Below are 20,822 nucleotides of genomic sequence, written 5' to 3' on the forward strand. Positions count from 1 at the left end.
GCCCAGAAAGGGCCGCGTTCGACGTGCCGGCCATCTAAACTGCTCACCGGTGGATTGACCAAGTGAATGCAAAACGCTTTACTGTATAAATATACAGTTTAGGCGTTTTCGTCATGGTCACCATCCTCGGCCCTCTTGAATCAAGCGGTGCGAAGTTCCCGCTCTTTTCCTTCCATGTCCCGGCAGGTTTTCCTTCGCCTGCGGCGGATCACCTGGAAAAGCGCATTTCCCTCGATGAGCTTCTCGACGTCCGGGCGCCGCACATTTACCTGGTGCGTGTTGAGGGCGACTCGATGATCGGTGCCGGCATCTACCCTGGCGACCTCGTGATCGTGGATCGCTCCATCGAGGCTGAACCAGGCCACATTGTTATCGCCGCAGTGAACTGCGAACCGCTCTGCAAGCGGCTGGCTCGTGATGGTAGTCAGGTAGTTCTCAAGTCGGAGAATCCGCGCTACCCATCCAGGTACCTGCTGGAGGGGGAGGAGCTTCAGGTATGGGGTGTGGTGACCTACAGCGTACGCAGTCATGACAAAGCCTGAGCGCGTCTTCGCCCTCATCGACTGCAATTCCTTCTACGCCAGCTGTGAGCGTGTTTTTCGCCTGGATATCCGCAACAAGCCTGTCGTCGTTTTGAGCAACAACGATGGCTGCGTGATCGCTCGCTCGACGGATGCCAAGCCATTCGTGAAGATGGGTGAGCCGTACTTCCAGATCAAGGACAAACTCCGTAAGCATGGCATCGTCGCTTGCTCTTCGAACTACGAGCTCTACGGCGACATGAGCGAAAGGGTGATGACCGTCATCGAGTCCATGGTGCCTGCGGCGGAGGTGTATAGCATCGACGAAGCCTTCGCCGAGCTTACCGGAATGCCTGGTGATCTTGAGCGCTTAGGTCGCCAGATCCGCACCGAGGTGTACCGGCGCACGGGCATTCCGGTCGGTGTCGGTATCGCGTCGACGAAGACCTTGGCGAAGTTGGCAAACCACGCGGCAAAAAAGTGGCAGAGCCATACCGGTGGCGTGGTTGATCTGCGAGACCAGGCCAAGCGCGATTGGGTGCTCAAAAAGTGCGAAGCCGGTGATGTGTGGGGCATAGGCCGTCGCCTTTCTGCCCACCTGGCGGCAATGAATATTCGCACCGCGTGGGAGCTGGCCCATGCAGATGCCTGGTCGCTCCGGAAGCAGTTCAGCGTGGTGCTGGAAAAAACTGTACGGGAGCTTGGTGGTACCAGTTGCTTGCAGCTAGACGAACCGGATCCACCCAAAAAGGAAATTTGCTGCAGCCGTATGTTTGGTTCCAGGCTCACCGAACTGGCTCCGATCAAAGAAGCAGTGGCCACCTACACGTCGAGGGCTGCGGAAAAGCTGCGTGCCCAGTATTCCCTCTGTAAACGCCTACGGGTGAGCATCCGCACAGGGATGTTTAATCCGGATGAGGCTAAGTACGCCAGCGGCGTCCTTGTCGAGTTGCCATATCCAACGGACGACACGCGTTTGCTGACAAAAGCGGCGCATGAGGGGGTGGAGCGAGTGTTCCGGGAGGGCTTTCGTTACAGTAAAGCCGAGGTGCTGCTGCTCGACCTCTGCCAGCCGAACGAAACAACAGGTGACCTGTTCGCAACTGCACAACCTGTCGCGAGCCATAAGCTAATGGGTGTGCTTGATGCGGTAAATGGACGATGGGGTAGGGGAACATTGCGTCTGGCGAGCGTGCCGGTCGACCCGTCATGGGGTATGCACCGGGATATGATGAGCCAAAGCTTCACGACACGGGTTGATGAACTTTGGACGGTGTACTGCAAATAGAGGAAGCGTTACGAAGACTGAGACAAGACCTAGTCTAGCGCTTGACTTACAACTGTCTGCGCGTAACTCATCACCCGACCGGAAACGTTGAATAGGTCGGAAGCTGTCACTTGGTACTTTTCACCTACGTCAAAAATTTCCTCAAGCTTTTGCTCCTTGCCCGTACCTGGATCTGGATACCGGCCTGCCCAGCTCACGAAGTGGCTGAGCCCACGGAGAATGGCCTTATCTTTTTTTGAAAGGTCTGGTACGAACGACGCCAAGTCTTCAAGCCGGTGGTGAAGAGTCTTCTTGCCCATCTGGGTGTAACCCTCGATGCCCTCCTGAACGATGATCATTGCCTTGAGACTGACTTCAAGGCTGTAGCCAATGAGCATCATGGCAATGGCGCAGTATTGGCTCTCGCAGACCGCCCGGACGGAAAGCGGCATTTCTGCAAAACTCTGCTCCTTGAGAAGCACTGCTGTTGCAGCCTGAGACATAGCATGCGCTTGAGTCATCCACAGAACTGGGTTCTTCAGCTGCTCGCTCAGAGGTGTGGCGGACGGATCGATAGGGTAGCCAGCATACAAGCTAGCGCTCTCCCATTTCATCGCACCTAAGGCACTGTGTGAAAAAGGGTCTTGAGCAAAGGTTTCCCGCCCTGGGGGGAGTGAGTTACGTTGATTGGCCATGCCGCACGGTGCTTCCATTCTAGTTTTCGATTGGCCTGTCGTGACCCTAACTGGCTAGCTGTCAATCCGTTGTTTTGGATCGACAGCATGACCCTCAGTCAACAAAAAAAGCTCTCACCGACCCTTAGGCGGAGTAGGGGGGTTAGCAGGGCTATCGCCTTGGCTGGTCGGCTGATACCCGGCGCCTGGCTCGGGACGATTGAGCGGCACATGCTCAATAGGCTGATACCCTTTTTTCAAGAGTTCAGGCTGATACCCATTACCAATGATCTGTCCCTTATCGCTCATGCAATTACCCTCGAAATTGACGAAACTCGATGTGAGCTATTTCTGAACCACTGATCAGTACACCTGCGCTGGATTCTACAGCACGAGTGAGGCCGCCATCCTCAACTATCCATTCTTGCTCAAGGTATATTTGCTCGGGGGCGGGGGCGCTGGATGCGAACGACTGTCCACCGTAAAGCCCGCCAATCGTTCCGCCCCCCTTGAGATGTACAATTACCCAATAAGGCTTGCGCTGTTGAAATATGAAATCCCAGGGTTTCGCCGTGGGATGAGGTGCATTCCTCTGAAACACCTCCCAGGATCTCATCCACCGCCACATTACTGCCCATATGACAGGCCCCACCAGCAGAACTACGACGTAGAAGATGCCATAGAGCAGCGGATGTGCATCGCGTAGCGCGCTTCGTTCTACCGCGAAAATCAACCAAAGGAACAGCGCATAGTTGATACAGCTGTAGGCGATTGCATCGACCACCTGGTCTGCAGCGTTGCGCACCACCCCTGGTTGAAGCAGCTGGTAGCACTTGATGCTGATGAAGCCCGGAATGACGAAAGCGATAAACAAGATCAGCTTGTCGGCTGCCCAAATGTCCATATTTCCCTCGTTAGCCACTCTTGATAACAAGCCAGTGTGCCATCAAATTGCCCGCCAAAGGTCAGAGGTTATCTAGTCTCCAACTCTGCTTTGGCTTGGAAATGTGGTGTGCCTTCATGAGAAGGGGGCCTGTGGTGTCGTGGCTGTGGCCAGTTGTACCAACTGGCCAAGCATGCTTACCCTAAGTCCTGATGTTTGTGAATCCAGTGGGCAGGGATGAGGCCATCGTCCTTTGTCTCCCAAGCCGCCACGGGAACAGTGTCAGCGACCTGACCCCAGATGTCCGGGCCCGCGTGTTCAAGCACAATGATCTGAATGAAATGACCTGCACGTTTGAGGCCTTCAGCCAGCACTTCGAAAATTCGGCGAGTGGCAATGACGTCTGCTGGCCTGGCCTGATTCACAGCCTCGAAGCCTGCGTCCAAGGCGTTCACGCCACCCGTGTTGCTCGGAAAATAGACTTGGCTCGGTTGGTCGATCACGATGAAGCTGAAGGGTGGGAGCTTGCGATTTTCTTCCCTCGACAGGTACTCATGGATGCCGAGGAACGTCGCGATGTGGTAACCCATCCAGTTAGCACCACTGCCGATTTCCCACAAAAAATCACGCTGCTTGTGAGATTCAAAGCGAAGCGTGAGTTCTTTCCTGTCTAGGTAAATCTGGGCGCCAGGCGTTCCGTTCAGACCGAACTGATCCGCGTAATCCCCGAACATGGGAGAAAGCTGGGCATCCACCTTCCGCTCTTGCTCAGCCATGTCGGTCAGCGACATCTGGAAGTTGTAATGCCGAATCAGGCTATCCAACTCCGTCACACGCTTCAGTAGGCCTTCGTCTGCCTCAGAGCCTTCCATATGCTTGATCAGCCGGCTGATCTCGCCCGCAACATAGTAGATCTGGCCGATGGCATTGCGGGTGCGCTTATCTTCTTGGATCAAGCGGTTCTGTTCGCGCAGCAAACGAGACAGCTCACGCTCCTCCTTTGCGCGTTGCCGTTTTAGCGTAGCCAGCTGTTTGTCGACAACAGGGTTGTCCTTGAGCGCGTCTGAAATTCGGGTCACCTTGTTGACCCTCTCTTCAAGGTGCTCGATAACCATAGGCAAGGCGTTCGTGAACGAGCCACAGGCGACGCAATGCCCACCGTCCGAAACGCTTTGCTTGAGCCAGTCCAGACCGATGACGTGGGACTTTTCAGTATCAATAGCCGCAACAAATTTTTTGCTGTTGCGAGCCAGGTGGTCAAAGCCATCGATCTGGGCATCAAGTTCGTCGACGATGAGTTGCTGCTTCCCGACCTCCTCAATGACTGTCTTCAGCTTTTCTGAGATATGCAGTCGTTGAGGTTCCAGAAGCGTCTGTTCGAGTCGCCCTTCGTGGGTGGCGATGACAACCTTCTTGAGCAGCTCGATTTTTTCTGCAGCCTGCGCGCTGGTGCGCTCAAGCAGGCCTAGCTGAATACAGCGATCAAACAACTGGTCGACGTCGGCGTAATGGCTCGCCTTGGCCGCATCGTGCACTGCTAGCTGTTTTCGTAACCGCTCCTGCTCACGCTGAGCCTCGTCTCGACGACGCTCATTCATGATGTAGTTCGCATCCACCATGCCGAGCGCATACGGCATGGCACGCTTCAGGCGCTCTTTATGGGCGAACGAGTCAGTTTTGAAGAAAAGGGTGTTCGGGTTTGCCACGATATGCTGCGGCAAGAAGTTAAAAGCAGCCATGTCACGGTAGGAGCTTCGACGGTCGAAGCTGGACGGTTCTTCCTCGTCAGAGTGAGGGAGATCACTGACCCGCACCATGCCATCAAAGGCCGCTTTGTACTGATCCAGGGAGTGGGTGCGGTGAACGGAAGCTGGGATGGCATCCTCGTCGACCTCGATCATGCAGAGATCATTCGAGCCATGGGCGCTACTGGGTGCCCGCCGCGCCACCACATAGGTCGTGTTGAGCAGTCGAATTTTCATTCCAAACCACTCGACTGTATCACGGATGATACCAATAGGGATTTGGCACTTCGTGGATCCCAATACGTAGTCAATGATATGGATAATCGACGATTTGCCCGTGCCGCTCAGTCCGTAAATGATGTTGATTTTCCCATCTTTGAAGGGAATGACTCGTGGCTCCAAGCCTGGGCAGCGAGGCCAGAGGATGACAGCATCAATTGTGAATTTCATTGGGAATTCCAAACAAGAGCTTGTACAAGTTCTCTGTGGTGTCGGTGGCAAACCACTTCGCCAGTTTCTCAGTGGTCTGAAGCATGGATGCGGGAATGGTACTTTTGAGCCCACGTGGCCAGCGGTCGACCAGGACTTGGAACCTCGTCTCATTTCCCCTGGAACCAGTTTTTCCAACGAGGCGAGAGGAGACGGCGAGATTGAGCCCTTGCAGGGTGGTGGCCGCATGGGCCGAGACCCTCTGCTGCAGATCAATTTTCAACACCGGGGTCTCCCTAAGCACGGCCCCAACGCTTGAGCGGCTGGTGCGTTTGCTCAAGGCATCGCGAGAGCTCTGGCTCCATACCAGCGGCAGCACCAACATGAGCTTGGGCAGATCCGGGGTCTGCCCAAGCCCTGCCTCTTGGTATTCGCCTATGAAGTGTGTCAGAAGGAAGCAGGCCAATGACGAGTTGTGGATCAATTGACGATCCAGATACGGCTCACTCATGACTCTTCCTCCGGGGTCGGCGTGTCACGGTGCCAATGAATGGGTGAATCTGTTTCCTCGCCATTGGCCATCCAGTGATAGGTGCCGCTGAACAGGTACTGAGCTGAGGAGTTCACCCGCCCGACCCTCATAGAGAAGGCATCTGGAAACAATGTCTTGGTCATTACATTTCTGTAATCAGCAATGTCGTATTGATCCGATGACTTCATGGTGTCCAGCTGATGGCAATCATTGATTGCTTCCCAGCGGTCACTGAGCACACGCTCGGCTGAGTCGAAGTCTTTGGGGAGAACTGAATCGCCCCTGGTTTTCTAGACACTCTCCAAGCTCAGGAAATAGCGTTTCTCATACTCTACTGGAGACAGCTGCATAGCACTGCTGTGTCGGCGTTTAGGGTTATAGAACATCTCGATGTAATCGAAAATATCACTTCGGGCTTCTTCACGGGTTGTGTAGATCTTTCGTCGGATTCGCTCTCGCTTCAAAAGCTGGAAAAAGCTCTCGGCTACGGCATTGTCGTGGCAGTTTCCCCGCCGGCTCATGCTGCTGATTACATTGTTGGCCTTCAAAAAGCTTTTCCAATCCGAGCTACTGAACTGACTGCCTTGATCTGAGTGAATCATAACTTGCTGCTGAGGCTTGCGTCGCCAAACAGCCATCAACATCGCGTCGATAGCCAGGTCGCTGCACATCCTTGGCTTCATTGACCAACCAATTACTTGGCGTGAGAACAGATCCAGCACTACCGCGAGGTAGAGCCACCCTTCATAGGTGCGGATGTAAGTGATATCTGTCACCCAGACCTTGTTCGGCTCACTTACCTTGAACTGCCGCGCGAGGTGGTTGGGCGAGGCCACTGTTGGTTTTCCACCATAGAACCCTGGACGCCGCCGATAGCCCGTTTGAGAACGCAGCCCCTCCGCCTGCATCAAGCGCCTGACTCGATTTCGGCCGCATTCCTCTCCCAGCTCACGCAGGTCATCGTGAATTTTGCGGTAGCCGTATACACCTCCGCTTTCCAGCCAAGCGTCTTTGATCAAGCCAAGCAGACGTTGATCTTCTTTTGCTCGGGCAGATTGAGGCTCGGCCAGCCAGGCGTAATAGCCGCTGGGGTGCACCTTGAGGGTTTGGCAAAGGCGCCGCACCGGGTAATCAGTCGAGTGCTTCTTGATGAAGGCGTACTTCAGCCGCACTCCTTGGCAAAGTACGCGGCGGCCTTTTTTAAGATGTCTCGCTCTTCCGTCACGCGCTTGAGTTCAGCGCGTAGCTTGCGCAGTTCGGCCTGCTGATCGTCGTCTTGCTGACGCTGCTCTTGGGGCTTGCTGTAGACCTTGATCCAGGCGTAAAGACTGTGCACGGACATGCCCAGGCGCTGGGCGACATCGGCGACAGGTTTGCCTTTCTCGGTCACTTGCTTGACCGCTTCGATCTTGAATTCTTCGGGGTAACGCTGACGACTCATGGCACCTCCTATTTGGGCCTCATTATGAGGCTTGGAGGTGTCTACGAAACCAGGGGCGATTCACAGGCTCATTTCTCGATTGATTATCGAATACGTAATTGTGTCCGAACCACACGCATTTTTTTGAGTGCATTGGTGTCCTCTGAATGGATTTAAGTTAAGCTGCCCACGCTAAGTAGGGTAGTCGTAGGGCGAATGTGTGCATCTTACCCCAATTCAATATTCCTGCAATTGTGGCGTATTGAGTGCGAAATTTTGTGTGTGTTCGGCGTCGGCTATCACCTGGATACGCCTTAGGGTACGTGTAGCTTGCGCGCTGGTCGCCATAACGTACGAGTTGAGGGGAGGGGTGGAGAGGTTGGTCAGGGGGGGATGGAGAGCCCTGTCAATTAATATTAATAGTGATGCCTCAGGTGGTTTTCTTTGTTCGGTTTTTGAAGGTTGTTTCCTGAATTGACGAAATATCAATTTATGGGCTAACTAGGCTTTTGGGTGAAGGAGGCGAAAAGTTTCTCCAAGCTCTTGCGGTTTTCACGGTCTGTGCCTATGTTTTCTTACATCTCAATATGGTCGCTCTTCAAGCTTAAAAGTTGTAGGGGGTGAATGTTTTGGTATTTTGTTCTAGAGGGATTCAAAATGACCAAAGGATTTGATATTTTCACAGTTCCCCGAGTGGCTCATTATTTTCGAGATGTTGATCTCCATGGCAACGCCTGTCCAGAGTTTGTACCTGAGTCATTCCCCACTTACTGCCAGCCTGATGACGATGAATGGTCGGCAGGACTTCTCCAAAGGATTGCACTGCGTTTGCATCATCTTTGGCCTACTTACGGCATCCGCAATGGCGAGAGAACCATCCGAGGCAAACATCCAGCTGTCTGTTTCACTAACTTCAGCCTGTCTGACCTGAGCGCTGTGCGCGATGGGTTCGAGTCACAGAACGGAGTAGTTACACAATATGCCATCACCATTCCAGTAAAGGGCGCGGAGGAGGGTGGGATTCAGCCAGTCATCCAATGGGTGGATGGACGCCCGTACCTGCAGGATGGAACACCGTTTGACGGGAGCCTTGAGGAAACGGACACGGAATATCGGTTCCTCACTGAAGCCGCTCAGTCGATGAGCCAGCTTGATGGGAGCAGGGAATGGCGCTGGCGGTATTCTGGAAACTATCATCGCAGTGCCCTAAAGATCCAGGCCAGAGGTTTGGAAGGCAGCGTAATCCCTGGCCTCAATCTGACCGATGAAAAGTGGTCGGGCATTGGCATTGTTGTTCCTAATATGCCGACAGCTCGTCTGCTCCAGTATGACATCCTGTCGTTGATTGATAAGGGGCTGGTCTCCGAAACTCACTTTGATCACATCTTGGTCTGCGATCGACTGCCGGTGAGTCTGGAGGGGATGAGCGAGGAACAGTTGCAGGTGGCTTTGTCAGAAGCATGCTTTGATTTCAAATCCTGCCTGGAGGTCTCTAGCGAAGAAGCCGCAGCTGCTGAACTCGACTTTCACAATCGCTTAGAATTGCTCGAATCCACGACACCCAGGGAGCCGGAGCGGGAATATGGGGGCTGCTGGCTATGGTTCCAGGACAATGACCAGCCCTATGTCAGAGCCCTGATCAAGGCTGGGCGAGTCAAACCAAACCTCAAAGGGCGCTACCTTGCTGATTTAAGCGAACTGCGGGTCGTTCGTGAACTTCGCGATCCTCAGAAGCTCCGTGATCTTCGTGATTGCCAGAACATTGCATCGGTGTTATCGAAGCAGTTGAAAGAGAAGTACGGTGTGCGGAGCACTTATTTCAGTGTCTTGAAGTCGTATTCACCCGATGATGACCCTGCCTACGCTGGCAGGATTTGGGGAGGTGGGTATTTCATCCTGCCCGAGCCGGACGAGGATGATGAGGATGATGAGGACAGCTGAGCACTGTCTTCTGTTCGTGTTGTCGCTGGGAGCCACCGGGGCTGTTCTCTGGTGGCCTACAGCTCAGCGTGAAACGTGTGGCACAAGTACTTGAAACCTCCACTTTACCTGGCGTTGCAAGCGCTTCAGCCTCGGCCATATCCTACCCCGACGTTCGGCATCAATCGTGGAGCGCGGCCATGGAAGACAGAGAGCACTGGTTTACGTTGTTGGCGCAGAAGGACTGGGAGGCGATTGGTAAAATCATCTACCGGATGAAGAAGGCGAAGGTACAGGATCCGCATCTGACACAGTTGACCGGCTTCTTCGAGTCCGAGTTCTTTGCCTTCGCAGAGCCACTCCCAGCCGCTGAGCGCTCCAAGCAATTCGAATACACCAACTTAATCATCGAGCTGATCCAGCATGGCTTCAGCCAGGGCTTTGTCGATCGCTTCGTTGATGAGCGACTAAAGCTGATGCAAGAGACCAACCACTCTGCACTGCTCAACTACGCCCAAACTCATCAGCATCGTCCGCTGGCCAAGGGCATCATCCAGTCATTCCTACAGGCCAAGCCAGAAGCGGTAGCAGCAAGCCTTTGGGGCAACATGACTGTCCGGGCTACCGAAGTGACGCCAGGTAAGCCCAAGACCATCCGCTTGTTCAAGTCCAAGCAGGAAGAAAATTTCTACGAGGCGGTGCGGCGGGTATTCCCTACCCACCACCCTTATCCCAATGTAGCCTTGAGCTGCGTTCTGGATTACCAGGCCATCAAGGATCAGCTTTCGGAGCAAGCCAAGTCCTACTTCTTCCGAGGCATCGTCGACAGCGTCCTATTCGATGTGGGTGCCGGCTACGTGCCGGTGTACTTCATCGAGCTGGACAGCAGCTTCCACGACGATCCGCAGGCCCAGGTCAATGACCAGCTCAAGGACGCCATTTTTCGTGCAGCCAATACCAAGCTCATTCGCATCCGACCTCTGGACGCCAAGGCCTCGTCTGTAGAGGAGTTTAAGCGGTTGGTGCGGGAGCTGATGCGCCAACTCTAATTGATTGGCGTAACGTTTCTCTGGCCAGGGTAGGGGCAATCTTGGTCGGCCTGCTGATGCCTAGCAAGCTCTAATACTTACGTCTCATACCTCTCACTGTGGTGGGGTACATCCTGATTTAGTTACACCGTTAACCTGTCAATGTCGTTTGTTCATTCTGAATGTGAGCACCACCCCCAGCAGTCCTTAAATCGCAGTTTTTGCTATTTAAATCAGTCTTTTAACGGGCTGCAACGGCCTCTCGTCACCTCTGCTAGCTCTGAGAAATCCAATCTGTAGACCGGACATAATGACCGCGAACTTTCCAAAAGCGCCAAGTTGATATGAGGCTCGAAGTAGTCATTGCAATGTGCCATTATCGCGGCTTGGCGTCCCGTGCGAAGGCCCGGACAACCTAGCAACCAAGCGACTAATCAAGGACGGTTATGCCTCAAGTCATCATCCCGCGTTCCTTTCGGAAAATGCTTCGAGACCTCAGCAAATCTGACAAAGTGGGCAAGAGTGCAGCCCAACGTGCAGAAGCCGCTTGCACCCAAGCAAGCCTAAGTGACCAAATTCGCCTGGAGCGCACGAGGAACGGTGAATCGCGCCTAGATTGCGAGAAGTACGAACTCGGTGACGGTTACCGTTTGGTGCTGCAGCGGAACAAGGTCGGTACGGAAGACTTCCTGATCATGCTGTTTGTCGGATCCCATGCAGAATCTGATATCTGGCTGGAACTGCACCGCAAATACAAATGGGTGCGGAAGGATTCTGACGGCAAGATCGAATTCATCCAGGTGTCCAGTGTGGAAGAGCCGATCCGTCCACCGATCATCGACGTTGCCATGGACACACCTGAGCACGTCCTGGATGAGCCGTTGCTGTCGACTTTTACCAGCGAGGATTTCAAAGGCTCGACGCTTCAGAGTGAGACCATTCAGATTCTGTTGAGTGTGACCAAAGGTGACTGGGGTGAGGCTGCAAACAGCATTCTCGAAAAAGTGGAAAAGCAGCAGGATTTCGAGTCTGCTGTGCTGGCTGCGGATGTGCTGGGGATGGCCGATCACGGCGATCACGAAGGGGCTCGACAGCGGTTGCGCCTGGACGCCAATCAAGCCCATGAGGTCAGCGCTGCCGACCTGCTCGAAGGTGTCAGCTCGCCGATTAATGCTGAAACCTTCTATACGTGGAAAGAAGAAGAGGGCATGCCTGATCCCTCCAACCGGGAAGAGTGGATGCTGTACCTGCATCCTGAACAGCGAAAGATCGCAATCGCAGACCTTGCTGGCCCTTCGCGCCTTAGGGGGGTATCCGGTAGTGGCAAAACCTGCGTCTTGGTGCACCGTGCTCAGTACTTGGCCAAGAAATATGGCGAATACGTGCTGGTGGTGACGCTGACTGACAGCATGCGCAAGCTTCTGAACTCGCTTGTCACGTCCCTGTGCGGCCCAGAGCGTTCGCTGATCCATGTCACGACTATCCAGGCGTTGGCGCGTGATCTTGTCCATGATTTGAAGCCAGATCCAACCCGCAGGCCAGTTGAGTCTTACACCGACGCTGCGTTGGCTGCCGTTATCAAGGCCGTACCTGAGTTCAATGCTGGTGTTTCTGCACTTGGTCGACTTTCGGCACATGACCTCAGGCATTTCCTGCGGGAGGAGCTGAGCTACATCCGCACTCGATTGCTGCCATCGGAATACTCAAACTACCTAAAATCTTCGTTCCGACGCATTGGTCGGGGTAAAGCATTGGCGGAACCTGCTCGGAAATTAGTCATGCAGGGCCTCCAAGTTTATGAAGAAATCATTGCGCAGGGCGGTGCTCCAGATTTTGAGGGTATCGTGCAGGACGCCATCACCCTTCAGAATACTCTTGGGGAGAAGAGTAAAAAACGCTGGCGTGCCGTGCTGGCCGATGAGGTTCAGGATTTGAGCCAGAACGAGATTCACATGCTGTCGTTGATCAGGACGGATAGCGGTGATCTGCTGAAAACGGCTCCAGACGGTCTATTTTTGGTGGGCGATGGCGCGCAGACCATCTATAAGCGAGGCTTCTCGCTGAAAACGCTCGGGATCACGCTCAATCGGGCTAGCGTGTTCAAGAAGAACTACCGAAATACCAAAGAAATCCTGCAAGCCGCGTATGCCCTGATCATCAATTACGAATTTTCGGACATTGATGAAGATTCTCAGCAGAAGCCGTTGGCGCCTGATTTCGCCGTTCGGCGGGGTGAGCGCCCAGGACTCGTGAGGTGTAAGACCAAAGAGGACGAACTGGCGTACGTCATCTCTGCAATCACGAAAATCAAGGAAATCCACGGCGTTGAAGCTCTTGATGACGTGTGCGTGATCTCGCGGTCGCGAGCCTTCAGAAGTGATGTGATTCAGGCCATGACGGGCTTGGGCATACCTCATGTTGACATCAAGGCTTCGATCGATGCGCCAGGTGTTCGAGTGTCGACAGTGGAAAGCGCCAAAGGGTTTGAGTTTGGCTGCGTGTTCCTTGCCAGCGTGGCCGAGCCAGTTTCCATTGCTCGTCCGCAAGAAGTGACTGACGCTGGTGATGTTGCCAAGCTGTATGTCGCGATGACACGTGCCCGTGATCAGCTTCACATCAGCTACATCTCTAACGCTGAGTTGTCTCCCGTCGAAGCACTGAACACTATCCAGCCCTGGTGTGAGCTATTGAAGTTTGAAGGCGGAAAAGTCCGGTCGCTTACTGAATACGCATGAGCGCGCACGAAGGAGTTGGCCCCGCTGGCTGGCTCCCTCAGCGTAACCGTCCTCCAACAAACGTTCCTGTCTCAACCGCCGAAGGCATGGTGTCCAGCTAGTTAAGTGGAAACCATTCCATCCCCCCAATAGTCACGTTACAGCCGCCTCAGCGATCTTTGGTGAGCGCGCTCTGGATCTTGAAGTCAACAAGATGATGGAGGCGGCCTTATTAAGCGGGTCGGTCAACGGCTGCGGGCGGTCAAGTCCCGTTGATGCCTCATGGCATAGCTGGGGCTTCAGTTTACTAACCGTTCGTCAGCGAGTGTGACGGCGCGGGGGGAGGCCTCCACTCCGTTGCCCGTTTTCCATCTCATCCAGACAGGGTGGAAAAGACGCTATACAATCATAGGCCTAGCTCGATTGGTTTACATTTTCGGGGTTCGCTGGGGGCTCAGGTTGGCAGGTTTCGCGTCCGAGCAGTCAGTTTGGTTTACCTTTTACCCCTTCGAGCCACCTCCATGGGCCAGGTTTACGTATCGCCAGTTTTGAGCATTTTTCACGTTTGTTAGGATTATTTAAGTCATTGAAAATGATCAATTCAGTGAAGTTTTTGGTGCTTTTGCTAGGGGTTGACGTTTGGTTGACGTCTCTCCAAAAGAGAATATTAGGCACGGGCAAGAGCACCAACCGCGACTACCTGGCCGCGCGCCTGCGCGAGCAGGGCCTGGATGTGGTGTTGAGCCGTGAGCCCGGCGGCACACCGCTGGCCGAAAAGGTCCGTGAGCTGCTGTTGGCGCCCAGCGATGAAAGCATGGCGGCCGACACCGAACTGCTGCTGGTGTTCGCGGCGCGTGCCCAGCACCTGGCGCAGGTGATTCGTCCGGCGCTGGCGCGCGGGGCCGTCGTCTTGTGTGACCGGTTTACCGATGCCACCTACGCCTATCAGGGTGGCGGCCGCGGGTTGCCGGTCGAGCGTATCGCCACCCTGGAGCAGTTCGTCCAGGGCGACCTGCGCCCCGACCTGACCCTGGTCTTCGACCTGCCGGTAGAAGTGGGCCTGGCCCGCGCCGCCGCCCGCGGTCGTCTCGATCGTTTCGAACAGGAAGGCCAGGCGTTCTTCGAAGCCGTGCGCCAGGCTTACCTGCAGCGCGCCGAGCACGCGCCACAGCGCTACCGTCTGCTCGACGCCGGCCAGTCGCTGGAGGCCGTGCAGCGCGCCATCGATGCGTTGCTACCAGGCATCGTGGAGCGTTGCCGTGGCTGAGGCCTACCCCTGGCAGCAGGCCCTCTGGCAACAACTGGCCGGTCGCAGCCAGCACGCCCACGCCTACCTGCTGCACGGGCCGCAGGGTATCGGCAAGCGCGCCCTGGCCGAGCGCCTGATGGCGCGTCTGCTGTGCCAGCAGCCCTTAGGCCTGGATGCCTGTGGCGGGTGCAAGTCCTGTCTGTTGCTCAAGGCCGGCAGCCATCCGGACAACTTTGTCCTCGAACCCGAGGAAGCTGACAAACCGATCAAGGTCGATCAGGTGCGCGAGCTGGTGGCCTTCGTAGTGCAGACCGCACAGCTGGGTGGGCGCAAGGTGGTGCTGATCGAGCCGGTGGAGGCAATGAACATCAACGCCTCCAATGCCCTGCTCAAGAGCCTCGAAGAACCCTCTGGCGATACCGTGTTGCTGCTGGTCACCCACCAGCCCAGCCGCCTGTTGCCGACCATCAAGAGCCGTTGCCAGCAGGTTGCCTGCCCGCAGCCCAGCCTGGCCCAGAGCCAGGCCTGGCTGGCCGGCGCGCTGCCCGACAGTGACGAGGCCGAGCGCGACGAGTTGCTGACCCTGGCTGCCGGTTCGCCGCTGATGGCGGTCAGCCTGCAGGCGCAAGGCGTGCGCGAGCAGCGCGCGCTGGTCACCGACGGGGTAAAGAAGCTGCTCAAGCAGCAGCAATCCCCCAGTCAGCTGGCTGATGCCTGGAACGGTGTGCCGCTGTTGCTGCTGTTCGACTGGTTCTGCGATTGGGCGCACCTGATCCTGCGCTACCAGTTGACCCAGGACGAGGAGGGGCTAGGCTTGGCCGATATGCGCAAGGTGGTGCAGTACCTGGCCCAGAAGAGCCGTCAGGCCAAGGTGCTGGAGGTACAGGCATGGATCCTGGAGCAACGCCAGAAGGTGCTGGGCAAGGCCAACCTCAACCGCGCCCTGCTGCTTGAATCGCTGCTGGCCCACTGGCTGCAGTTGCCGGGCGCCCGCTGATTTTCATTTTTCATGTGTGCCGTTATCCCATGCTCGTAGATTCCCATTGCCACCTCGACCGTCTTGACCTGAGCGCCCACCAGGGCTCCCTCGATGCTGCCCTGCAGGCGGCGCGTGAGCGAGGGGTCGGGCACTTCCTCTGTATTGGCGTCAGTGCCGAAAATGCTGCTGCGGTGAAGGCGCTGAGCGAGCGCTACGCCGATGTCGATTGCTCGGTGGGCGTGCACCCGCTGGACCTGGCACCGGGTGAAACGCCGGCGCTGGAATGGCTGCTGCGCGAACTGGCTCACCCACATGTGGTGGCGATTGGTGAAACGGGGCTGGATTACCACTACGAGCCGGAAGCAGCCGAGTTGCAGCAGGCCTCGTTCCGCCTGCACCTGGAGGCCTCGCGGCAGACCGGCAAGCCGGTAATCGTGCACACCCGTGCGGCGCGTGCCGATACCCTGGCGCTGCTGCGCGAGGCCAGCCTGCCGCAGGCCGGCGTGCTGCACTGCTTCACCGAAGACTGGGACATGGCCAAGGCGGCGCTGGACATGGGGTATTACATTTCGTTGTCTGGCATCGTTACCTTCCGCAATGCCGATGCCCTGCGCGATGTGGCGCGGCAGGTGCCGGTCGATCGGCTGCTGGTGGAGACCGATTCGCCGTACCTGGCGCCGATCCCGCATCGGGGCAAGCCGAATTTGCCGCAGTACGTGCGTGAGGTGGCGGAGTATGTGGCTTCGTTGCGTGGGGCCAGTTATGAACAGTTGGCCGAACAGACCACTGCCAACTTCAAGCGCTTGTTCCCGTTGGCGCGGGTGAGCTGAGCCGTAGGGCTTTGAGGTGGTGCCCGGGCACCAGGAGCCTGCCACAACAATTTCAGCGCCTATGAGATCGAGCGCCGCCCGCGCGGCGCTTCGCGGGACAAGCCCGCTCCCACATTTGTTGCAACGTGCCAAATCTGTCAGGCCATGGTTGCCAGCCTTGTTGCCTTGACTCAATTTCTCGGCTGGCGCTGCTGCCGCCCCACCTACCTCAAGCCATGCACCAGGGCGGGCAACGCCTCTCCCACAGACATGGCCACGTTGCAACAAATGTGGGAGCGGGCTTGTCCCGCGAAGCGCCGCGCGGGCGGCGCTCGATCTCACAGGCGCCGCATGGGTTGTGGCATGCACCTGCAAGCTCCCATGCAATCCCCCGAAATCCCTTACCGCGCCCTCGCCCCCGAAACCCATAAAAAAAACCCGGGTTCTGGGGGGGGAATCCGGGTTAAGACCATTAGGAGTAAAACAAAGGTACGCGGTCCCTGAGCACCTTTATCGGCGCGCCACTTGGGGGGGATGCGCCGCGCCAACACTTCAAGTATTGGTCAGGTTTGGCGCAGTGCCAGCGCATATTGATCGTTTTTTAAACAGATTTGGAATACGCCAAGGTTTCATTCCTCCCGCAGCGCATGGCAGTAAGCATCGTGAAACACAGACATGCTTGGATGATCCGTGCAATTTCCCGCAAGATAGGCATAATAAACCGCTTCGATTGTCATCCAGTCCTTCCTATGCAGAAAGAACCTCGTAAGGTCCGTGAGTTTCGCCGTCGCGAACAGGAAATCCTCGACACCGCGCTCAAGCTGTTCCTGGAACAGGGAGAAGACAGCGTCACCGTCGAGATGATCGCCGACGCCGTGGGCATCGGCAAAGGCACGATCTACAAGCACTTCAAGTCCAAGGCGGAGATCTACCTGCGCCTGATGCTCGACTACGAGCGCGACCTGAACGCGCTGTTGCATTCGGCCGACGTCGATCGCGACAAGGAAGCCCTGTCGCGAGCCTACTTCGAGTTCCGCATGCGCGACCCGCAGCGCTACCGGCTGTTCGACCGCCTGGAAGAAAAGGTGGTCAAGGGCAACCAGGTGCCGGAAATGGTCGAACAGCTGCACAGCATCCGTGCGTCCAACTTCGACCGCCTGACCCAGCTGATCAAGGGCCGAATCAGCGAAGGCAAGCTCGAAGACGTTCCGCCGTATTTCCACTACTGCGCCGCCTGGGCGCTGGTACATGGCGCCGTGGCGCTGTACCACTCGCCGTTCTGGAGCAATGTCCTGGAGGACCAGGAAGGCTTCTTCCAGTTCCTGATGGACATCGGCGTGCGCATGGGCAACAAGCGCAAGCGCGATCCCGAACCTTCCAACTGAGATCAGCTCATTAAGTTTGCACGGCCCTGTGGGAGCGGGTGTGCCCGCGAACACCGGCACAGCCGGTGCCAGCCACCGCGTTGAATTCTTCGCGGGCACGCCCGCTCCCACAGGGGCCGCGTTGCGCTTACAGGTTGAGTTCTTCGGGCGACAGCGGTCTCATACAAAATTCGGCAAATCTCTTGGGGGCTTGCAAAAACCTGATTTATGAGTCAGGTTTTGCCAGCCCCATCATCCATGCCGGAGTCATTCATGATCGTCGATCGTCAAGGCAGGCGTTTTCGCAACCTGCGCGTCAGCCTGACGGCTGCCTGTAATTATGCCTGCACCTACTGCGTGCCAGACGGCAAGCGCCTGGTGGCAGCACAGGACGAACTGCCGGCGGATGCCCTGGCGCGCGGCGTGGCCTACCTGATCGAAGCCGCCGGCATCGAGCGCTTGCGCATCACTGGCGGTGAGCCATTGGTCAGTCCGCGCCTGGATGCCTTCCTGGCTGCCGTGGCCAAGCTCGACCTTGACGATATTTCGCTGACTACCAATGGCCAGCTGCTGGCGCGCAAGTTGCCCCAGTTGCAGGCGGCAGGCATCCGCCGCTTGAACGTTTCCCTCGATACCCTCGATCCACACGCCTTCCGCCGTATTGCCCGGGGCGGCGACCTTGCCAGCGTGCTGGCGGGTATGGAACAGGCCAGCGCCATGGGCATGCAGATCAAGGTAAACATGGTGCCGATGCGCGGGGAGAACCTCGATCAGGTGTTGCCGCTGCTGGATTACTGCCTTGAACGCGGCTTCGAACTGCGTTTCATCGAACTCATGCGCATGGGTCACCTGGCCCGTGACCACAACGCCTTCCTGCAGCAGTTCGTCGGCCTCGACCAATTGCTCGCACTGATCGCTGACAAGCATGGCTACGTTCAGGTCGATGCGCCGTTGGGCGCCACCGCCTTGCGTTATCAGGTGCCCGGCAAAGGCCACTTCGGCGTGATCGCCAACGAAAGCGTACCGTTCTGCCGTACCTGTTCGCGGCTGCGCCTGTCCTCCACGGGCTGGTTGCATGGCTGCCTGTCCTCGGGCAATCGCCATTTCGTCGGCGACTTGCTGGAAAAGCCGCGCCATCAGGCGCTGCCGGCCCTGCAACGCTTGCTGGTCAAAGCCTTGGCAGACAAGCAGGACCTGGCGTTTTCTGGCGATGTGATGGTGATGAAGGTGATCGGTGGCTGAAGCTGGCGCAAAAGCTGCATCCGCCGGCTATTCGCCGGTTTTTCGTCGCCGGCCACTGGAGGAAAGATGCGTAGCCTGGTTTTGCTGCTGGCGCTGATAGCGCTGGGCGGTTGCATGAATGTCAGCGATATGGGCGAGGGCGTCCGTTACCACCTGAGCGATGCCGGTCTGCTGGACCACAGCGATACCCGTCGTACCCTGTCAATCCGCCTGCAGCCTGATTCGTTCATCTTCATCGGCCAGGGCGCGTTCGTGCCGCCGGGCAAGGGGCCGGTGCCGCGGCAGAATGCGGTGGCCGAGCAGGCCTTCAAGAGCTTCGTCGAGTATTTCCCGCTGGTACGCCGCGCTCAAGGGCCACTGGGCCTGGAAGATGCCATAGCCCAGGCGCGTTCGGTGGGTGCCGACTACGTGCTGTATACCCGCTTCGCCCGCACCGACGACCGTATCGGAAATGGCGACGAGTGGTATGACGAGCAGGCAGTCGACCGCCTGGGCTGGGACACCGGTGTGGTGCAGATGATGCTCATCGAAACCAGCACCCGCTACCTGATCGATACTGCGCGGATCAAGAGCCGTGGCGGTTTGTTGACGTTCCACGATAATACCCCGGAGGATTTGCTTGGCGCGCCGATGCGCGAGTACGCTCGTAGCCTTCTGGGTATGAGTGAATGAGGCAAGCGTGATGAGCGATTCCGGCAAAGCCAATGATCTTCTGGCGCAGATCCCCAAAGCCAAGGGCTTGCCGCCGGTGCATCTGTGGAACCCGGACTTTTGCGGTGACATCGACATGCGCATCGCCCGCGATGGCACCTGGTACTACCTGGGCACGCCGATCGGTCGCAAGCCGATGGTGCGGCTGTTTTCCACCATCATCCGCCGCGATGGCGATGATTACTTCCTGATTACCCCGGTAGAGAAGGTGGGCATCCGCGTCGACGATGCGCCGTTCGTGGCCGTGGCGCTGGAAGTGGAAGGTGAGGGTGAACAACAGGTGCTGCGCTTCACCAGCAATGTCGAGGACCAGGTCGAAGCCGGGCCGGCCAACCCGCTGCGCGTGGTGATCGACCCGGTCACTCAGGAGCCATCGCCGTATGTGCTGATGCGCAGCAACCTCGAGGCGCTGATTCATCGCAATGTGTTCTACCAGTTGGTGGAGCTGGCGGTGCCGCGTGAGATCGAAGGGGAAGAGTGGCTTGGGGTGTGGAGCCAGGGCGAGTTTTACCCGATCGGGCGTAGCAGCTGAAATTGTGTTGCCAGTGCTGGCCTCTTCGCGGGTGAACCCGCTCCCACAGGGTTCTCCACAGGTTTCAACGGCTGCGCTGTTCCTTGTGGGAGCGGGTTTACCCGCGAAAGGGCCGGCACAGGCAAAATCGGCCCCCTGCTTTTCCCCCGAATTGGCCATTTGCCATCGGCCAGTCAGGGCCTAACCTGCCGGCAACCGCCCTCAGGAGAAGCCCCCATGAAACCCCTAGCCATCATCCTCTTCGCCCTGCTCGCCACCCAAACCCCCGCCTGGGCACATGGCGACACCCCCGACCAGGTCAAGGTGCTGCAGCAGCAACAACCCTCGAACGCCCCCGGCAAGAACGCCGTGATGCTCACCGTCAGCTATGCCCCCGGCCAGGCATCACCCGCACATCGGCACCCAGGCGCGGTAATGGCCTACGTACTGGAAGGGGCAGTGGTATCGAAGCTCAACGATGAGCAGGAAAAGACCTACAAGGCAGGCGAATACTGGTACGAGGCGCCGGGTACCGTACACAGCGTGTCACGCAACGCCAGCAAGACCCGGCCGGCCAAGCTGCTGGTCTGGAGCCTGGTGGACGAGGGCAAGCCGGTGACCGAGCCGCTGGCTCAATAAGCCCGACGCAACGAAAAGCCCCCGGTCGCTTGCGCACCCGGGGGCTTTTTCAGTGTCTGGCTCCGCGACCTGGACTCGAACCAGGGACCCAATGATTAACAGTCATTTGCTCTACCGACTGAGCTATCGCGGAATCTGTGCGTATCTTACTGATTGCCTAGGGGAAGTCAAGCCACCCCTAGGCA

Annotated in this window: 19 protein-coding genes and 1 tRNA gene; 13 read left to right on the forward strand and 7 right to left on the reverse strand. The window is 57.0% G+C overall.

What is annotated here, in order from left to right:
* Window positions 1–113: 113 nt before the first annotated feature.
* Both R9B85_RS19950 and umuC read left to right on the forward strand, forming a co-directional pair.
* Window positions 114–542, forward strand: a complete 429-nt coding sequence (locus R9B85_RS19950; RefSeq protein WP_423770502.1) for a LexA family protein — start codon at window positions 114–116, stop codon at window positions 540–542.
* A complete protein-coding gene (gene umuC, locus R9B85_RS19955) occupies window positions 529–1,809 on the forward strand; it encodes a translesion error-prone DNA polymerase V subunit UmuC (RefSeq protein WP_423770503.1) in 1,281 nt (426 codons plus the stop codon). The genes R9B85_RS19950 and umuC overlap by 14 nt, the downstream gene beginning before the upstream one ends.
* A 29-nt stretch (window positions 1,810–1,838) precedes the next feature.
* Here the strand turns inward: umuC and R9B85_RS19960 are convergent, their stop codons facing one another.
* From R9B85_RS19960 to R9B85_RS19985, 6 genes are all read right to left on the reverse strand, one after another.
* The gene (locus R9B85_RS19960) at window positions 1,839–2,483 is read right to left on the reverse strand and encodes a hypothetical protein (protein WP_423770504.1); all 645 of its coding nucleotides are present in this window, start codon (window positions 2,481–2,483) and stop codon (window positions 1,839–1,841) included.
* A gap of 292 nt (window positions 2,484–2,775) precedes the next feature.
* Window positions 2,776–3,366 carry a DUF6338 family protein gene (locus tag R9B85_RS19965; protein WP_367599115.1) on the reverse strand — a complete coding sequence of 197 codons (591 nt, stop codon included), beginning with the start codon at window positions 3,364–3,366 and terminating at the stop codon, window positions 2,776–2,778.
* A 176-nt stretch (window positions 3,367–3,542) separates the two neighbouring features.
* Complete coding sequence (locus tag R9B85_RS19970; RefSeq protein WP_423770505.1) at window positions 3,543–5,540, reverse strand: DUF3732 domain-containing protein; 1,998 nt, start codon at window positions 5,538–5,540, stop codon at window positions 3,543–3,545.
* Window positions 5,524–6,030 carry a three component ABC system middle component gene (locus tag R9B85_RS19975; RefSeq protein ID WP_367599117.1) on the reverse strand — a complete coding sequence of 169 codons (507 nt, stop codon included), beginning with the start codon at window positions 6,028–6,030 and terminating at the stop codon, window positions 5,524–5,526. Before R9B85_RS19975 ends, R9B85_RS19970 begins: the two co-directional genes overlap by 17 nt.
* Window positions 6,027–6,194: a hypothetical protein gene (locus tag R9B85_RS19980; protein ID WP_423770506.1), complete on the reverse strand. Its 168-nt coding sequence runs from the start codon at window positions 6,192–6,194 to the stop codon at window positions 6,027–6,029. The genes R9B85_RS19975 and R9B85_RS19980 overlap by 4 nt, the downstream gene beginning before the upstream one ends.
* A gap of 147 nt (window positions 6,195–6,341) precedes the next feature.
* A protein-coding gene (locus R9B85_RS19985) for an IS3 family transposase (RefSeq protein ID WP_423770507.1) occupies window positions 6,342–7,492 on the reverse strand; the annotation gives its coding sequence in 2 pieces (ribosomal slippage) (window positions 6,342–7,258 and window positions 7,258–7,492; 1,152 coding nt in all).
* Window positions 7,493–8,128: 636 nt separating this feature from the next.
* Here R9B85_RS19985 and R9B85_RS19990 point away from each other — a divergent pair.
* The 11 genes from R9B85_RS19990 (at window position 8,129) to R9B85_RS20040 (ending at window position 20,637) form a co-directional block, all read left to right on the forward strand.
* A complete protein-coding gene (locus R9B85_RS19990; RefSeq protein ID WP_423770508.1) occupies window positions 8,129–9,412 on the forward strand; it encodes a DUF4427 domain-containing protein in 1,284 nt (427 codons plus the stop codon).
* Between the two features lie 179 nt (window positions 9,413–9,591).
* On the forward strand, window positions 9,592–10,440 hold the full coding sequence (locus tag R9B85_RS19995) for a DUF2726 domain-containing protein (RefSeq protein ID WP_423770509.1): 849 nt from the start codon (window positions 9,592–9,594) through the stop codon (window positions 10,438–10,440).
* A 425-nt stretch (window positions 10,441–10,865) separates the two neighbouring features.
* Window positions 10,866–13,154 (forward strand): 3'-5' exonuclease, encoded by a 2,289-nt coding sequence (locus tag R9B85_RS20000; RefSeq protein ID WP_423770510.1) that lies wholly within the window; start codon window positions 10,866–10,868, stop codon window positions 13,152–13,154.
* 622 nt (window positions 13,155–13,776) lie between these two features.
* Window positions 13,777–14,400, forward strand: coding sequence for a dTMP kinase (gene tmk, locus R9B85_RS20005; protein WP_423770511.1), 624 nt, complete (start codon window positions 13,777–13,779; stop codon window positions 14,398–14,400).
* Complete coding sequence (locus R9B85_RS20010; protein WP_112253329.1) at window positions 14,393–15,379, forward strand: DNA polymerase III subunit delta'; 987 nt, start codon at window positions 14,393–14,395, stop codon at window positions 15,377–15,379. The genes tmk and R9B85_RS20010 overlap by 8 nt, the downstream gene beginning before the upstream one ends.
* Before the next feature lie 29 nt (window positions 15,380–15,408).
* Window positions 15,409–16,191, forward strand: coding sequence for a TatD family hydrolase (locus R9B85_RS20015; protein WP_423770512.1), 783 nt, complete (start codon window positions 15,409–15,411; stop codon window positions 16,189–16,191).
* A 728-nt stretch (window positions 16,192–16,919) separates the two neighbouring features.
* Window positions 16,920–17,555, forward strand: coding sequence for a TetR/AcrR family transcriptional regulator (locus R9B85_RS20020; protein WP_003260720.1), 636 nt, complete (start codon window positions 16,920–16,922; stop codon window positions 17,553–17,555).
* Window positions 17,556–17,807: 252 nt separating this feature from the next.
* On the forward strand, window positions 17,808–18,776 hold the full coding sequence (locus R9B85_RS20025) for a GTP 3',8-cyclase MoaA (protein WP_423770513.1): 969 nt from the start codon (window positions 17,808–17,810) through the stop codon (window positions 18,774–18,776).
* Between the two features lie 66 nt (window positions 18,777–18,842).
* Window positions 18,843–19,448: a DUF4823 domain-containing protein gene (locus R9B85_RS20030; RefSeq protein ID WP_112253326.1), complete on the forward strand. Its 606-nt coding sequence runs from the start codon at window positions 18,843–18,845 to the stop codon at window positions 19,446–19,448.
* A gap of 10 nt (window positions 19,449–19,458) precedes the next feature.
* A complete protein-coding gene (locus R9B85_RS20035; protein ID WP_423770514.1) occupies window positions 19,459–20,019 on the forward strand; it encodes a DUF1285 domain-containing protein in 561 nt (186 codons plus the stop codon).
* A gap of 216 nt (window positions 20,020–20,235) precedes the next feature.
* A complete protein-coding gene (locus tag R9B85_RS20040) occupies window positions 20,236–20,637 on the forward strand; it encodes a cupin domain-containing protein (protein ID WP_112253323.1) in 402 nt (133 codons plus the stop codon).
* A gap of 57 nt (window positions 20,638–20,694) precedes the next feature.
* Here R9B85_RS20040 and R9B85_RS20045 read toward each other — a convergent pair.
* Window positions 20,695–20,770 (reverse strand) — tRNA-Asn (locus R9B85_RS20045).
* Window positions 20,771–20,822: the final 52 nt, after the last annotated feature.

This window comes from Pseudomonas sp. NLJ1 (assembly GCF_049486705.1).
GTDB lineage: Bacteria > Pseudomonadota > Gammaproteobacteria > Pseudomonadales > Pseudomonadaceae > Aquipseudomonas > Aquipseudomonas inefficax.

What these genes read in the sequence shown, in the direction of transcription:
- R9B85_RS19950 (WP_423770502.1), top strand. Translation starts at nt 114, where the DNA reads ATGGTCACCATCCTCGGCCCTCTTGAATCAAGCGGTGCGAAGTTCCCG.
- umuC (WP_423770503.1), top strand. Translation starts at nt 529, where the DNA reads ATGACAAAGCCTGAGCGCGTCTTCGCCCTCATCGACTGCAATTCCTTC.
- R9B85_RS19960 (WP_423770504.1), bottom strand. Translation starts at nt 2,483, where the DNA reads ATGGCCAATCAACGTAACTCACTCCCCCCAGGGCGGGAAACCTTTGCT.
- R9B85_RS19965 (WP_367599115.1), bottom strand. Translation starts at nt 3,366, where the DNA reads ATGGACATTTGGGCAGCCGACAAGCTGATCTTGTTTATCGCTTTCGTC.
- R9B85_RS19970 (WP_423770505.1), bottom strand. Translation starts at nt 5,540, where the DNA reads ATGAAATTCACAATTGATGCTGTCATCCTCTGGCCTCGCTGCCCAGGC.
- R9B85_RS19975 (WP_367599117.1), bottom strand. Translation starts at nt 6,030, where the DNA reads ATGAGTGAGCCGTATCTGGATCGTCAATTGATCCACAACTCGTCATTG.
- R9B85_RS19980 (WP_423770506.1), bottom strand. Translation starts at nt 6,194, where the DNA reads ATGACCAAGACATTGTTTCCAGATGCCTTCTCTATGAGGGTCGGGCGG.
- R9B85_RS19990 (WP_423770508.1), top strand. Translation starts at nt 8,129, where the DNA reads ATGACCAAAGGATTTGATATTTTCACAGTTCCCCGAGTGGCTCATTAT.
- R9B85_RS19995 (WP_423770509.1), top strand. Translation starts at nt 9,592, where the DNA reads ATGGAAGACAGAGAGCACTGGTTTACGTTGTTGGCGCAGAAGGACTGG.
- R9B85_RS20000 (WP_423770510.1), top strand. Translation starts at nt 10,866, where the DNA reads ATGCCTCAAGTCATCATCCCGCGTTCCTTTCGGAAAATGCTTCGAGAC.
- R9B85_RS20015 (WP_423770512.1), top strand. Translation starts at nt 15,409, where the DNA reads ATGCTCGTAGATTCCCATTGCCACCTCGACCGTCTTGACCTGAGCGCC.
- R9B85_RS20020 (WP_003260720.1), top strand. Translation starts at nt 16,920, where the DNA reads ATGCAGAAAGAACCTCGTAAGGTCCGTGAGTTTCGCCGTCGCGAACAG.
- R9B85_RS20025 (WP_423770513.1), top strand. Translation starts at nt 17,808, where the DNA reads ATGATCGTCGATCGTCAAGGCAGGCGTTTTCGCAACCTGCGCGTCAGC.
- R9B85_RS20030 (WP_112253326.1), top strand. Translation starts at nt 18,843, where the DNA reads ATGCGTAGCCTGGTTTTGCTGCTGGCGCTGATAGCGCTGGGCGGTTGC.
- R9B85_RS20035 (WP_423770514.1), top strand. Translation starts at nt 19,459, where the DNA reads ATGAGCGATTCCGGCAAAGCCAATGATCTTCTGGCGCAGATCCCCAAA.
- R9B85_RS20040 (WP_112253323.1), top strand. Translation starts at nt 20,236, where the DNA reads ATGAAACCCCTAGCCATCATCCTCTTCGCCCTGCTCGCCACCCAAACC.